The sequence below is a fragment of the Conexibacter sp. SYSU D00693 genome (assembly GCF_017084525.1).
Lineage (GTDB): Bacteria > Actinomycetota > Thermoleophilia > Solirubrobacterales > Solirubrobacteraceae > Baekduia.
Genome location: NZ_CP070950.1, coordinates 600,845 through 614,012, shown reverse-complemented (window position 1 = coordinate 614,012; position 13,168 = coordinate 600,845). Strand labels below are relative to the sequence as shown.

Below are 13,168 nucleotides of genomic sequence, written 5' to 3'. Positions count from 1 at the left end.
CGCATCGTAGCGGGGTGGGCGGGTGGCCACCGGATGGTGGCGGCGGGCGGCGCCCCTAGGACGCCTCGACGTGGGTCACGTGCGTGGCGTTGACGTAGACCGTCGCGCCGGACGCCTCCTCCTGGAAGCCCTGCAGGCCGCCACCGCGCAGGCGGCTGACGACCTCCTCGGCGTCGTCGGTGACGACCTTCGTGATCGGGTGCTGGGCGGTGGATCCGGTGAGGTGGACGGTGCTCCCCATGGGCCCTGCGTACCCGGTCGCCGGTGATGATGCCTCCGCGCTGACAGGGTCTGGCATGACGAACGGTCACCCCGGGCACGTCCCGCGCCACGATGCACGGGCACGGAGGCCTGGAGATCCGCGAGGAGCGCGGCCCGGAGGAGGTCCGGCTGCTGGTGCGCGGAGAGCTGGACATCGCCTCGGCGCCGCGGCTGGTGACGGCCGCACTCGCGGCGGGCGGCACGCGGCGCCACGTCGTCGTCGACCTCTCCGAGCTCGCGTTCTCCGACACCGTCGGGCTCAACGCCGTGCTGCGCATGCGCCGCCGGGCAGCCGCCGCCGGGATCACGCTCGAGGTCGTCGAGCCCGAGGTCCCCTTCGCGGCGCTGCGCGTCCTGCGCGCCGCCCGGCACCTCGGCGTCGCGCCGGCCGCCCCGCCCGCGTAGGCGCCGCCGGTCGTCGCGGACGTGGCTCGGTCCGGCGGCGGACCGGGTACCCTCGGTCCATGGGCACGGACGTCCCGCACACGCACGCTGACGACCCGCTCGCGCGCCTCGCCGCCGAGCTCGAGCGCCTCGGCGAGGCCGCGATGCACCTCGGGGAGGCCACCGAGCGCCTCGTCGCACAGGCCGGCGACGCCGGTCCGGCGCTCCGGGAGGCAGCCGCCGCCTCGCGCCGCGCGGCGCGCACGGCGACCGCCGCCAGCGCGCAGGCCGCCGCGAACGCCGGCTAGGCCGCCGGCGGCTGCTGGCGCTCGATCCGCAGGGCGCCGGACGGGCAGCGGCCGACGACGTCGCGGACCTCGGACGCCGGCGCGGCGTCCGGCTGGATCCACGGGCGGCGCTGGGCGTCGAACACCGCCGGCAGCCCGCGCACGCACTCGGCCGCGTGGCGGCAGACCTCCGGGTCGAAGCTCACCGTCAGCTCCGCGCCGACGTAGGCCTTGCGCGCCACGGCTCAGGCGGTGGGGATGTCGGAGATGCGGACCGGCACGACGAGGTCGGCGTAGTCGGGGTGGCGCTCGATCCAGCCCCTGATGAACGGGCACAGCGGCACGACCTCCCCGCCGGCGTCCCGGACCGCGTCGAGCGCCCCGCGGGCGAGCACGCTGCCGACGCCCTGGCCCTCGAAGGCCGGGTCGACCTCGGTGTGGAGGAACACGGTCCGGCTCCCGTAGCGCGCGTAGACCGCGAAGCCCGCCAGCTCGTCGCCGACGCGCGCCTCGTAGCGGGTGGCCTCCGGGACGTCGGTCACGAGCACCTCGACGGCGGACTGGCTCATGCCCCAGACCTTGGCAGGCCGGTCAAGGTCCTGCACACAGCGCCTGGAGCGCCGCGAGCGCCGACTCCGGCTCCCGGCGCATGAGCGCGAACGCCGCGCGCGCCTGGTCGACGTCGTCGAGCGTCACGTCGTGCTTCTCCACGCAGAAGCGCCCGATCCAGCGCACCGCCGCCGCCTCGTAGCGCTGCGGCTCCCGGTCGCGCAGCAGCACGCAGACCTGCAGCGCATCGTCCAGGCGCACCTGCGGCAGCTCCGCCGCGGCCGCCCGGATCAGCGTCAGGTTCCCCGTGCTCAACGCCCGCCGGAAGCGCGCGTACGCCGATCCCTGGCTCGTCACTCCACCATCCCGTCCATGCGAACACATGTTCGCACGACCGGGGGACGACGCTCGGGGTCAGACCCCGTCGCATGCGACAACCCCTGGCACCGCTCGGGGTCAGACCCCGTCGCATGCGACAACCCCTGGCACCGCACGGGGTCAGACCCCGTCACATGCGACAACCCCTGGCACCGCACGGGGTCAGACCCCGTCACATGCGACAAGCCCTGCCACCGCACGGGGTCAGACCCCGTCGCATGCGACAACCCCTGGCACCGCACGGGGTCAGACCCCGTCGCATGCTGGCCGCTCGGGGTCAGACCCCGTCGCATCGGCGAGGATCGGCGGATGAGCACCGCCGACGTCGAGGGGCCGGAGTGGAGCGCGCGGGCCGCGGCGTGGGCGGAGCACTGGGGCCGGCTGGCGGCGCCGGCGCGGGAGGCGATCGTCGAGGTCGCGCAAGTCGGGTCGGGGACGCGACTGCTGGACGTCGGGTGCGGAACCGGGGAGCTCGTCGCGCTCGCGGCGCAGCGGGGGGCCGAGGTGGCCGGCATCGATGCGGCGGCCGGGATGCTCGCCGTCGCCCGTAGTCGCGTGCCGGGCGCGGACCTGCGGGAGGGGCCGGTCGAGGCGCTGCCCTGGCCCGATGGCGCCTTCGACGTCGTCACGGCGGTCAACGCGCTGCAGTTCGCCGCCGACCCCGCCGCGGCGCTGCGCGAGGCGGCGCGCGTCGTCGCCCCCGGCGGCCGGCTGGCGGTCTGCACCTGGGGTCCGCCCGCGACGCGCGACCTGGCCGTGGTGATGGCCGCGCTCGGCGACCTCGAGCCACCCGCGCGTGGTGGCGAGGCGCAGGACGACCAAGCCCCTCCCCCGCCGGCCCTCGGGACGCCCGGCGTCGCCGACGACCTCCTGCGCGCGGCCGGCCTCGACGTCGTCCATGCCACCGACGTCGACGTCCCCTACGCGGTCGCGGACCTCCCCACGCTGCAGCGCGCGCTCGTCGACGGCGCCGGCGTCGCGACCGCCGCCCACCCCGAGGCGGTCCGCGCCGCCCTCGCGCCTGCCGCCGCGCCGTTCCGCCGGCCCGACGGCACCTTCCGCTTCGCCGGGACCTTCCGCCTCGTCGTCGGCCGCCGCCCCGCCTAGGCGCCGCCGCCCAGCGGCAGCTCTTGCACGAGCGTCAGCGTCTCGGCGAACAGGTCGCCGTGCTCCTCGACGCGCCGCAGGACGCCCGCGGTGTCGAACACGAGCCGGTCGGCGTCGCCGGCCTCGAGCGCCTCGTGGACCTCCTCCCACAGCAGCGGCGTCGAGACCGTCGGCCGCGGACGCGCGCGCGGGGAGTAGACGCAGACCGTCGTCTTGTGACGGTCGTTCTGGCTCCAGTCGACGAGGATCCGGCCCTTGCGCCGCGCCTTGGCCTGGCGCGAGACGACCATGTCCGGCGCCTCGCTCTCGAGCAGCTCCGCGACCGCCTTCGCGAACCCCTTGGTGAAGGCGTACGTCGCCGCCGGGTTGTTCAGCGGGACGTAGACCTGCATCCCCTTCGAGCCCGAGGTCTTCGGGAACGCCTTGAGGCCGAGGTGGTCGAACATCCCCTGCAGGACCACCGCCACCTGGCAGCACTCCAGCAGTCCCGCCGGCTCGCCCGGGTCGAGGTCGAACGCGACCATCGCGGGGCACTCCGGCGTGTCCGCCCGGTGCATCGGCGTGTGGACCTCGAGGTCGGCGAGGTTCCCCAGCCACGCGAGGGTCGCGGCCGAGTCGGCCCGCACGAAGCCGTCGTCGGTCGTGGCGACCCAGTCGGGGCGGTGCGACGGCGCGTTCTTCTCGTAGAAGTAGTCGCCCTCGACCCCGTTCGGGTAGCGCTTGAGCGTGAGCTGGCGGTCGCGGATGTGCGGCAGCAGGACCGGCGCGATCGCCAGGAGGTACTCGACGTGGTCGCGCTTGGTGAAGCCGACCTGGGGATAGAGGACCTTGTCGGGGTTGGAGAGCTTCAGCTCGCGGCCCTCGACCTCGACCATCAGGCCGTTGCGGATCTCCTCCCGCACGACGAGCGACGCCGGCTTGTCGTCGCGCAGCCCCTTGTAGGACGGCGCGCGCAGGACGCCGTCGCGCGTCCACTCGACGAACTCGACCTCGCAGACGAGCGTCGGGCGGACGAAGACCGACCCGCGTGGCGGCGCCGGCCCGCCGCCGTCGAAGGGCGAGCTGTCGACGACCAGCGGCTCGAGCGCGGCGCGCAGCCGGTCGAGCTCGGCCTCGGTGAAGCCCGTCCCGACGCGCCCGACCGCCCGCAGGCGCCCGTCGTCGCGCACGCCGACGAGCAGCGCGCCGATGCGCTCGCGCCGGCGCCCCTCCCCCGGCACCCAGCCGCCGATGACGACCTCCTGGCGCATCCGGTTCTTGACCTTGATCCAGCAGCCGCTGCGCCGGCCCGGCTCGTAGGGCGTCCCGAGCTTCTTGGCGATGACGCCCTCGAGCCCCTGCTCGCGGGTCGCGGCCAGCAGCGCCGCCCCACCGCCGACGACGTGGTCGGGGACCTGCCAGCGCTCACCCGGCGCCAGCAGCTCCTTGAGCCGCGCGCGGCGCTCCTCGTAGGGCTCGCCCATGAGCGAGTGGCCGTCGAGCCACAGCAGGTCGAACGCGATGAAGGTGACCGGGCGCTCCTTGGCCACCCGCCGCACGCGCGCCTCGCCCGAGAGGTGGATGCGCGACTGCAGCAGGCCGAAGTCCGGGCGTCCCTGCTCGTCGAAGGCGACGACCTCGCCGTCGAGGACCGCGTCGTGCATCGACAGCGCCCGGTTCATCCGGTGCAGCTCGGGATAGCGGGGCGTGATGTCGTTGCCGGTGCGCGAGACGAACCGGATCCGCCCCGGGGTCGAGAAGACGACGGCGCGCACGCCGTCCCACTTGACCTCGAAGGCCCAGTCGTCGTCCTGGGGCGGCAGGTCGCCGAGGCGCGCGAGCATCGGGGTCAGGACCTCGGGCATGGGCTCGGCCTCCGGGTCGGCCGCGGAGCCCATGCGGTGGATCATCCACTCGTCCTTGCCACGCTCCTGACGGATCGGGAAGAGGGCGTACTGGCCCTGCACGCGCTCCCCGTGGAGCTCGACCTCGACCTTGCGCTCCTCCCACTTCAGGACCTCGTACGTGCCGCGGTCCCAGATCGTCATCGACCCGGCGCCGTACTCGCCCTTGGGGATGTCGCCGTGGAAGTCGAGGTACTCGAGCGGGTGGTCCTCGGTGTGGACCGCGAGGCGGTTGTCCTTGAGCGTCCTCGGGATGCCGTTGGGCAGGGCCCACGACGCGAGCGCACCGTCGTGCTCCAGGCGCAGGTCCCAGTGCAGCCGCGTGGCCGAGTGCTCCTGGACCACGAAGCGCGGCAGGTCGGGCGCCTTCGCGCGTGAGCGCTTCGCCTTCGGCTTGGCCTCCCCCACGCCCGGCTCGGGCGTCTTGCCCGCCCGGCGCTTGCGCTGGTACTCGCCGAGGTCGCTCACCGCACCGCGGCGGGGGCGCCGGGCAGGGCGCGCTTGGCCGACGCGGGGACGCCCGCGACCAGCCAGCCGTCGGGGAACTCGCCCCCGTTGAGCACCGCGTTGGCCGCCACGACCGTGTTCTTCCCGACGCGCGTGCCGCGCAGCAGCACGCAGTTCGCGCTGATGACGGTGTTCGGTCCGACGACGATCGGCCCGATCTTCAGGGGCCGGTCGAGGAACGGCGTGTCCGAGCCGTCGGCCAGGTGGTCGGAGTCGATCATCGACGTGCGCTCCCCGATGCCGCAGTCGTGGCCGATGTCGATCCCGCCCGTCGCGTGCAGGTGCACGCCGCGGCTGATGACCGAGGTGTGGCCGACGTGCAGCCGCGACTTCGTCTTGAGCAGGCAGATGTCGCGCACGTGGACGTCGTGCTCGAGGACGATCTCGCCGCCCCACAGCTGCACGCGGCACCACGCCTCGAACGTCGAGCGGTCGCCGACGTCGAGCACGTTGTCGCGCCCCGTGTAGACCTCGAGCACCAGCGATCGCCCGAGCTTCACGTCTCGCCCGAGCCGGATCGCCAACGACCCGCCCCGGCCCTGCACGACCGGCTCGATGGCCGGCAGCGTCCAGAACCGCGGCGTCCCGTCGGCATCGACGCGGACCCGCACGCCGTGGCGCCCCAGCCGCGCCTTCAGCGCCGCGCACCACAGCGCGAAGCGCAGCGCGCGGACGGCGGTCGCGACGTTCCCGAGCACGCGCCCGACCCTAGCCGCCACGGACCCCGACCGCCTGTCGCACTCCCCGACCATCGGTCGCACGCGCCTTGCGCCGGTCAAGCGCACCTTCGTACGGTGCGTCGCATGTCCAGGGGGAAGACGGTCCTCGCCGGCCTCGCGGTCGGCGCAGCGCTCGGTGCGCTTGCGGCGCCCACCGAAGCGGCGACGCTCGTGCGAGGTCCCTCCGGGATCACGTACTACGCCGCTGCCGGCGAGCACAACGTGCTGCAGCTCTCCACGAGCGGCAACCCCGTCTACGGTCCGACCGCCGTCCAGGTCACCGACCAGGTCTTGATCTGGCCGGGCTCGAGCGGGTGTCTCAGCCTCCTCGTGGGCTCAGCGGTCTGCTCCACCAGCCCCTTCTCGTTCTCGGCGGACCTCCGGGATGGCGACGACGTCGTGCGCACGGGCGTGCAGGGCGCGCTCGTGCGGCCGAACCACGGCGCCGACCTGGTCCAGAGCGGCCCCGCGCTGCGCATCGTCGAGGACGAGCCCCCGGCGGCGTCGCGCGGCGACCGCTACTTCGCGACGACGAGCTCCCTCACCTACGGCGGCCGAGCGACCGTCGCCGTCACGCTCGACGGGATGGCGAACGACGGTGCCCCGGGCGAGGGCGACGACGTCCGAACCGGGTCCGTGACGGTCACGGGCGCGGCCTCGACGTCCCTCACCGGCAATGCCGACGCCAACGGCCTCAGCATCACCGACGGCGGCGGAGCGGTCGCCGGTCTCGGCGGAGACGACGTGCTCGCCGCGCGGGGCGGGGACATCGCGGTGGTCGACGGGGGCGCGGGCGCGGACCACCTGCTGGCCCGAAGCGGCACGATCGTCGGCGGGCCGGGACGCGACCACGTCAGCCGGGCCGACCAGCAGCTGCCCGTCGCCGTCCTGGTCCGGGACGGCGAGGCTGACGAAGTCCTGTGCGACCCTGCCATGACGGTCGTCGCGGATCCCCTGGACACCGTCCTCGGCGCCTGCGGGTCCCTGGACGTCGCCGCGCCCTAGGCGCGGCGACGCAGCCGGCGCCGGTGGCTCAGCAGCCGCCGGCGACGGCCGGGAGGATCTGGACCTCCGCGCCGTCGGGCACCGCGCGCTCGAGGCCGCCGTCGAAGCGGACGTCCTCGCCGTCGACGTAGACGTTCACGAAGCGCCGCAGCGCGCCGGACTCGTCGGAGAGGCGGTCCTTGAGCTCCGGGTGGGCGGCGTAGACGGCGTCGAGGACGGCGCCGACGGTGTCGCCGTCGACCTCGAGGGAGCCGTTGCCGCCCGCGGCGGAGCGCAGCTGGGCGGGGAGCTTGACCTTGACCGCCATCAGGCGCGCACGCCCACGGCCGACTCGAACTCGTCGAAGTCCGGCGCGATCTCGTAGGACTCGAAGGTGCCGCGGACGGCGTCCAGGGTCTTGAGGCCCTCGCCGGTGATGACGAGCACGACGCGGTCGCCCTTGTCGAGCTTGCCGGCCTCGGCGAGCTTGGCGAGCGTCGCGGTGGTCACGCCGCCGGCGGTCTCGGTGAAGATGCCGGTCGTCTCGGCCAGCAGGCGGATGCCGGCGCGGATCTCGTCGTCGGTGACCGACTCGACGGAGCCGCCGCTCTTGCGGGCGAGCTCGACCGCGTACGGGCCGTCGGCCGGGTTGCCGATGGCCAGCGACTTGGCGATCGTGTCCGGGCGCACCGGGCGGCAGACGTCGGCGCCCTCGGCGAAGGCCTGCGCGACCGGGGAGCAGCCCTCGGCCTGGGCGCCGTGCATCACGGGCAGGTCGCCCGAGACGAGGCCCAGCTCGCGCCACTCGCCGAAGCCCTTGGCGATCTTCGTGAAGAGCGAGCCCGAGGCGATCGGGGCGACGATGCGATCCGGGATCTCGAAACCGAGCTGCTCGGCAACCTCGTAGGCGATCGTCTTGGAGCCCTCGGCGTAGTACGGGCGCATGTTGACGTTCACGAACGCCCACGACTCGTGCTCGCCGGAGATCTCCGTGCAGAGGCGGTTGACGTCGTCGTAGTTGCCGCGGACCTTGACGAGGTTGGTCCCGTAGACGCCCGTGGCGAGGACCTTCTGCTCCTCGAGGTCGTGCGGGATGAAGACGTAGGACGGCATCCCGAGCGCCGCGCCCGCCGCCGCGACGGCGTTGGCGAGGTTGCCGGTGGAGGCGCAGGCCAGCGTGTCGAAGCCGAGCTCGCGGGCGCGCTGGGCGGCGACGGCGACCACGCGGTCCTTGAAGGAGTGCGTCGGGTTGTGCGCGTCGTTCTTGACCCACACCTCGCCGAGGCCGAGGCGCTCGGCCAGGCGGTCGGCGCGCACGAGCGGGGTGCAGCCGGCGGGCAGGCCGGCGCGCGACAGGATCCGCGAGGACGGACCCGGGACCCCGCCCTCGAGGGGCAGGAAGTCGCTGTAGCGCCAGATGTTCTGCGGCCCGGACTGGATCCGGCGGCGCAGCGACGACGCGTCGGTGATGCGCAGCTCGTCGAAGTCGTACTTGACCTCGAGCGGGCCGAAGCAGCGCGAGCAGACGTACTGCGCGGTGAGCTCGTACTCCGTGCCGCACTCGCGGCACGCAAGGTTCGTGACAGCCATTCGGGACTCCCTGTGGTTCTTCGCCGGTACCTACCCGTGCGGCGAAGCAGGAAGCCCGCCACACGTCTGTCAGGAATTGGCACCATCCCCACCGCTTGCGCGACGGGAGGTTGCCGGGGCTTCACAGGGCCAGTCCCTCCACCCCTCTGGACGTGTCCAGCTATGTGCTCCGGGACCCTAGCAGGCACGCAACGGACCCACCAGACGGCCGAGACCGGAGCCGACGACGGTACGATGGACGACATCGTGCACCCGACCGACGACCCCCTCAGTCGTGCCTGGACTGCCCAAGCCCAGGCTCCGTCGTCCGGCGCGCGCACCCGGCGAGCCCCTTCGGCCCGCCGAGCCTGACGGCCCCAACGTCGAGGTCGTCGAGGCCGAGGGCCTTCGCTGGGTCAACATCGCCAACCCGCGGCCGGCCGACCGCTCCTGGCTCGAGGAGCACTTCGACTTCCACCCGCTGGACTACGAGGACGTCTTCTCGCGCAACCAGCGCCCGAAGGTCGACGAGTACGACGACTACCTCTTCGTCGTCCTGCACTTCCCGGTCTACGACAAGCGCGCCGGGCGCCTGAACGCCGCCGAGCTCGACATCTTCGTCGGGCCCGACTTCCTGGTCACGCTGCCCAACGAGCGCCTGCAGCCGCTCGAGTACCTCTTCGAGCGCTGCTCCTCGCGCGAGGACGTCCGCGAGCAGCTCTTCACCCGCGGCACGGGCTACCTGCTCTACAAGATCGTCGACGACCTCGTGGACTCGTCGTTCCCGATGCTGCGCAAGATCGGGCTGAAGCTCGAGCGCCTCGAGGAGGACATCTTCGAGGAGCGCAACGACGAGGTCGTGCGCGACATCTCCAACGCCAAGCAGGAGATCATCAACTTCCGCAAGATCGTGCGCCCGCAGCGCGCGGCGCTGAAGGACCTCGAGCGCACGAAGCGCTACGTCACCGGCGAGCTCGACATCTACTTCGACGACGTCAACGACGCGTCCGAGCGCATCTGGGACATGCTCGAGAACTTCAAGGAGGTGATCGAGGGCCTCGAGGCCACCAACGAGGCCGTCCTCTCGCACCGCCTCAACGACGTCCTGCGGATCCTCACCGCCTTCAGCGTGATCATGCTGCCGCTGACCCTGATCGCCTCGGTCTTCGGCATGAACACGCACGTGCCCGGCGAGGGCGACCCGCTCGGCTTCTGGATCGTCATCGGCGTGATGGTCATCGTCCTCGCCGGGATGCTCACGCTCTTCCGGCGCCGCGGCTTCCTGTGAGCCGGATGTCACCGGCCCGTGTCCGTGGTGTAGGAACGGGCGCATGAGCGCGCCGCCCACGGAGTCCCTCGAGCGCCTGGGCGACGCCTTCGCCCTGACCGACCCGAGCGAGCGCAAGCGCATGCTCGTGATCGTCAACCCGTACGCGACGACGGTCAGCGACCGACTCAAGACGCTCGTCGTGGCGGCGCTCGGCGGCCGCTACGCGGTCGACGCGATCGACACCGAGGGCCGCGACCACGCCACCGCCCTGTGCCGCGAGGCCCGCGACGAGGGCTACGACGTCGTGGTCGCCTTCGGTGGCGACGGGACCGTCAACGAGGCCGCCAACGGCCTGGCCGGCTCCTCCACCCCGCTCACGACGCTCCCGGGCGGGGCGACGAACGTCTTCTGCAAGATGCTCGGCATCCCGGGGGACATCGTCGACGCGACCGAGCACCTGCTGCGCATCGCCGACGACTGGCAGCCGCGCCGGGTGGACCTCGCGACGGTCAACGGCCGGCGCTTCACCTTCTCCTGCGGCGTGGGGCTCGATGCCTCGGTCGTGCGCCGCGTCGACAGCCGCCCGCGCCTGAAGTCCAAGCTCGGCGCCTGGTACTTCACCTACGCCGCGGTCACGACCTTCCTGCGCGAGTACACCGTGCGCCCGCCCCGCCTCGAGGCCGAGTTCGCCGACGGCGGGCGGTCCTCCGGCGTCACCGCGATCGTCCAGAACGGCGACCCGTTCACGTACTTCAACGACTTCCCGCTCCACGTCGCGGAGGGCGTCGAGCTCGACGACGGCCAGGTCGGCGGGATCCTGCTGCGCACGACGCGCCCGACGGCCATCCCCACGGTCGCCTTCCGCCTGTTCTCGCGCCGCGCCGCCGTCGTGGACCACCGCCACATCGAGCCCTTCGGCCCGGTCGACGGCCTCGTCGTGCGCTCGACCGACGGCCGTCCCGTGCCCGTCGAGGTCGACGGCGACTGGATCGGCGACGTCACCGAGGCCCGCTTCGGCGTCGAGCCGGGCGCCCTCACCGTCGTCGCCTAGCGCCGCGGCCGGACCGTCGCCATGCGGCGGGGCCTGCGGTACCTTGCCGCCCCGTGGGGGAGCTCAAGGAGGGCAGGATCGCCGCGGTCGAGGGCCCGCGCGCGGACGAGGTACGCGCGAGCGCGATGCACGGCGCCCGCGGGCTCGCCGCCTGCACCGTCGTGCTGCTGCACGCCGGCATCTTCTCGGCGACGTTCATCCCCGGCACCTTCACCGCGGAGGTCTGGCGCCACTTCGACTCGGCCGTCCCCGTCTTCTTCGCCCTCTCGGGCTTCCTGCTCTACTCGCCCTTCGCCGCCGCGCACGCCAAGGGCAAGGCCGCGCCCCGCTACGTCGCCTACGCGGTGCGCCGCGGGCTGCGCATCTTCCCCGCCTACTGGACGGTGCTGATCGCGACGATGGTCGTCTACTCGGCCTTCGACATCGTCACCTCCGTGTCGAACACGCCCGGGTCCGCGGGCGAGGGCGTGTCGTGGTTCGGCCTCTTCGCCCTGTGGGGCGACCTCGACGGACGCGCCGACCGCGCGGTGCCGCAGGCCTGGACGCTCGACGTCGAGCTGGCCTTCTACCTCGTGCTGCCGGCGGTGGCCGCCGGCATCGCCTGGCTCGTCCGGCGCGGCACGCCCTGGCTGCGCGCCGAGCTCCTCGGGCTCGGCGTCTTCGCCGCCTGCTCGATCCTCTGGAAGGTCGTCAACGCCGCGACCGGCGGGCTCGTCACGGTCGAGAACACCTTCATCGGCTGGCCGGTCTCGTACTTCGACGGCTTCGCCATCGGCATGGCGCTGGCCGTCATCGCGCTGTGGGACCAGACCGACCCCGCCTCGATCCCCGCCTGGCTGCGCCGCGCGCTGTCGGCGACCACCATCTGGGCGGCCTGGGCGCTGCTGCTCGCCGGCACCCTCCTGTTCCTGCAGGCCGACGACCCCGGGGTCTTCCAGAAGATCTGGTCGGGCCCGCGGTTCCTGGCCGAGTACACCGCCTACATCGGGCTGGGCGCGCTGCTCGTCGCGCCGGTCCTGCTCGGCTGGGGCCCCGTCGGCGCCGTGCGCCGCGTGCTCTCGACCCGCCCGATCCTGCACCTGGGCACCGTCTCCTACGGCATCTACCTCTGGCACTTCTTCGTCTTCGACGTCGTCACGAAGGCCGGCCTCGACGTCAAGGGGGGCTACGACGCCTACGTCGTGTGGGTCCTGGTGGGCCTCGCCGGCTCCATCGCCGTGGCGACGGTCAGCTGGAAGCTCGTGGAGGAGCCGGCGCTGCGCCTCAAGCGCTTCTTCCCCCTGCGCACCGACGCCGCGGCGGCGGGCACGTCGATCGGGCCTGCCGTCCCGGCGGGCCAGCCGGCGGCCGTCGCCGTCGGCGACGACGCGCGCTAGCCCAGCGGCTCGGCCAGCACCGCGGCGTGCGGCAGGCCCTTGCGGGCCACGATGGCCGCCTGGCGGCCCTTGGCCGTGCGCAGCGCCTTGAGCACGTCGCCGCGACCCGCCGGCGGATGCGCCGGGCCGGTCGGGACGAAGTACATCGGCGTGCGCTGCTGGATCCGGAAGCCGGCGGACTCGACCATCTGGAAGAGGCCGGCGCGGTTGGGGATCCACCACCACGACTGGTCGAGGCCCTCGAGGCGCGCCGTCGGCGTGCGCGGCTGGGTCCACGTCGAGATCGCCTCGATCGTGTCGGCGATCACCGCCTGGCCCCTGCAGACCCGGCGCAGGCTGTCGAGCGCCCGGACCGGGTCGCGCAGGTGCAGCAGCAGCGAGCCGAGGAAGACGACGTCGAACTGGCCGACCTCGTCGGGGTCGAGGTCGTAGACGGAGATGTCGCGGCGGTCGACCTTCGAGCCCAGCGCCTCGTGCGCGAGGTGGAAGCCGGCCGCGCCGGCCTTGAACCCGCGCAGGAAGGCGAGGCGGTCCTCGCGGGCGACGTCGGCGACGAACGTCTGCGGCGGCCAGTCCCAGCGCTCGGGGTCGTCGATGTCGATCGCGACGACCTCGGCGGCGCCACGGCGCTCCATCTCGAAGGCCCAGAAGCCGTCCCACGTGCCGACGTCGAGGCAGCGCAGGCCGTCGAGGCGGGCGGGCAGCGGGACGACGGCACGCGACGGGCGCAGGTCGAACCACCCGGGCGTGGTGATCCCGCCGGGGAGGTCCAGGACGTGGTACCAGGACTGCTCCGCCACGCGGCGGGCGAGGTCGTCAGAGGGGGTGGCGACCGGCGGCATG

At 73.4% G+C, this 13,168-nt stretch carries 16 protein-coding genes and 1 riboswitch; of the genes, 7 read left to right on the top strand and 9 right to left on the bottom strand.

Annotation, left to right across the window (positions count from 1 at the left end; genetic code table 11):
* Positions 1 to 55 precede the first annotated feature (55 nt).
* The gene (locus tag JUB12_RS03100; RefSeq protein WP_205698154.1) at positions 56 to 241 is read right to left on the bottom strand and encodes a hypothetical protein; all 186 of its coding nucleotides are present in this window, start codon (positions 239 to 241) and stop codon (positions 56 to 58) included.
* Between the two features lie 92 nt (positions 242 to 333).
* Between JUB12_RS03100 and JUB12_RS03095 the strand changes: the two genes are divergently transcribed.
* Both JUB12_RS03095 and JUB12_RS03090 read left to right on the top strand, forming a co-directional pair.
* Complete coding sequence (locus JUB12_RS03095) at positions 334 to 666, top strand: STAS domain-containing protein (RefSeq protein WP_205698153.1); 333 nt, start codon at positions 334 to 336, stop codon at positions 664 to 666.
* A gap of 59 nt (positions 667 to 725) precedes the next feature.
* Positions 726 to 953 (top strand): hypothetical protein, encoded by a 228-nt coding sequence (locus JUB12_RS03090; protein ID WP_205698152.1) that lies wholly within the window; start codon positions 726 to 728, stop codon positions 951 to 953.
* Here JUB12_RS03090 and JUB12_RS03085 read toward each other — a convergent pair.
* From JUB12_RS03085 to JUB12_RS03075, 3 genes are read right to left on the bottom strand one after another with little or no spacing between them, the layout of a single operon-like run.
* On the bottom strand, positions 950 to 1,174 hold the full coding sequence (locus JUB12_RS03085; RefSeq protein WP_205698151.1) for a (4Fe-4S)-binding protein: 225 nt from the start codon (positions 1,172 to 1,174) through the stop codon (positions 950 to 952). The two genes, JUB12_RS03090 and JUB12_RS03085, sit on opposite strands and share 4 nt — an antisense overlap.
* A 3-nt stretch (positions 1,175 to 1,177) precedes the next feature.
* The gene (locus JUB12_RS03080; RefSeq protein WP_205698150.1) at positions 1,178 to 1,501 is read right to left on the bottom strand and encodes a GNAT family N-acetyltransferase; all 324 of its coding nucleotides are present in this window, start codon (positions 1,499 to 1,501) and stop codon (positions 1,178 to 1,180) included.
* Between the two features lie 22 nt (positions 1,502 to 1,523).
* The gene (locus tag JUB12_RS03075) at positions 1,524 to 1,796 is read right to left on the bottom strand and encodes a hypothetical protein (RefSeq protein WP_205698149.1); all 273 of its coding nucleotides are present in this window, start codon (positions 1,794 to 1,796) and stop codon (positions 1,524 to 1,526) included.
* 372 nt (positions 1,797 to 2,168) lie between these two features.
* On the opposite strand from JUB12_RS03075, the gene JUB12_RS03070 reads away from it, so the two are divergent.
* On the top strand, positions 2,169 to 2,966 hold the full coding sequence (locus JUB12_RS03070) for a class I SAM-dependent methyltransferase (RefSeq protein WP_205698148.1): 798 nt from the start codon (positions 2,169 to 2,171) through the stop codon (positions 2,964 to 2,966).
* On the opposite strand, the gene ligD is transcribed toward JUB12_RS03070, so the two are convergent.
* Both ligD and JUB12_RS03060 read right to left on the bottom strand, forming a co-directional pair.
* Complete coding sequence (ligD, locus tag JUB12_RS03065; RefSeq protein WP_205698147.1) at positions 2,963 to 5,317, bottom strand: DNA ligase D; 2,355 nt, start codon at positions 5,315 to 5,317, stop codon at positions 2,963 to 2,965. The two genes, JUB12_RS03070 and ligD, sit on opposite strands and share 4 nt — an antisense overlap.
* Complete coding sequence (locus JUB12_RS03060) at positions 5,314 to 6,054, bottom strand: acyltransferase (protein WP_205698146.1); 741 nt, start codon at positions 6,052 to 6,054, stop codon at positions 5,314 to 5,316. The genes ligD and JUB12_RS03060 overlap by 4 nt, the downstream gene beginning before the upstream one ends.
* Before the next feature lie 105 nt (positions 6,055 to 6,159).
* On the opposite strand from JUB12_RS03060, the gene JUB12_RS03055 reads away from it, so the two are divergent.
* Positions 6,160 to 7,080: a hypothetical protein gene (locus tag JUB12_RS03055; RefSeq protein WP_205698145.1), complete on the top strand. Its 921-nt coding sequence runs from the start codon at positions 6,160 to 6,162 to the stop codon at positions 7,078 to 7,080.
* A gap of 28 nt (positions 7,081 to 7,108) precedes the next feature.
* On the opposite strand, the gene JUB12_RS03050 is transcribed toward JUB12_RS03055, so the two are convergent.
* Entirely contained in the window at positions 7,109 to 7,387 is a 279-nt protein-coding gene (locus tag JUB12_RS03050; RefSeq protein WP_205698144.1) for a ubiquitin-like small modifier protein 1, read from the bottom strand.
* Positions 7,387 to 8,649, bottom strand: coding sequence for a threonine synthase (gene thrC / locus JUB12_RS03045; RefSeq protein ID WP_205698143.1), 1,263 nt, complete (start codon positions 8,647 to 8,649; stop codon positions 7,387 to 7,389). Before thrC ends, JUB12_RS03050 begins: the two co-directional genes overlap by 1 nt.
* A 59-nt stretch (positions 8,650 to 8,708) precedes the next feature.
* Positions 8,709 to 8,806, bottom strand: a riboswitch (SAM riboswitch).
* Between the two features lie 117 nt (positions 8,807 to 8,923).
* Between thrC and corA the strand changes: the two genes are divergently transcribed.
* The 3 genes from corA to JUB12_RS03030 are packed head-to-tail and all read left to right on the top strand — an operon-like array spanning position 8,924 to position 12,325.
* Positions 8,924 to 9,916: a magnesium/cobalt transporter CorA gene (gene corA / locus JUB12_RS03040; RefSeq protein ID WP_205698142.1), complete on the top strand. Its 993-nt coding sequence runs from the start codon at positions 8,924 to 8,926 to the stop codon at positions 9,914 to 9,916.
* A 43-nt stretch (positions 9,917 to 9,959) separates the two neighbouring features.
* Positions 9,960 to 10,949, top strand: coding sequence for a diacylglycerol kinase family protein (locus tag JUB12_RS03035; RefSeq protein WP_205698141.1), 990 nt, complete (start codon positions 9,960 to 9,962; stop codon positions 10,947 to 10,949).
* Positions 10,950 to 11,002: 53 nt separating this feature from the next.
* Positions 11,003 to 12,325 carry an acyltransferase gene (locus tag JUB12_RS03030; protein ID WP_205698140.1) on the top strand — a complete coding sequence of 441 codons (1,323 nt, stop codon included), beginning with the start codon at positions 11,003 to 11,005 and terminating at the stop codon, positions 12,323 to 12,325.
* Here JUB12_RS03030 and JUB12_RS03025 read toward each other — a convergent pair.
* Positions 12,322 to 13,167 (bottom strand): bifunctional 2-polyprenyl-6-hydroxyphenol methylase/3-demethylubiquinol 3-O-methyltransferase UbiG, encoded by an 846-nt coding sequence (locus JUB12_RS03025; RefSeq protein WP_205698139.1) that lies wholly within the window; start codon positions 13,165 to 13,167, stop codon positions 12,322 to 12,324. The two genes, JUB12_RS03030 and JUB12_RS03025, sit on opposite strands and share 4 nt — an antisense overlap.
* Position 13,168 lies beyond the last annotated feature (1 nt).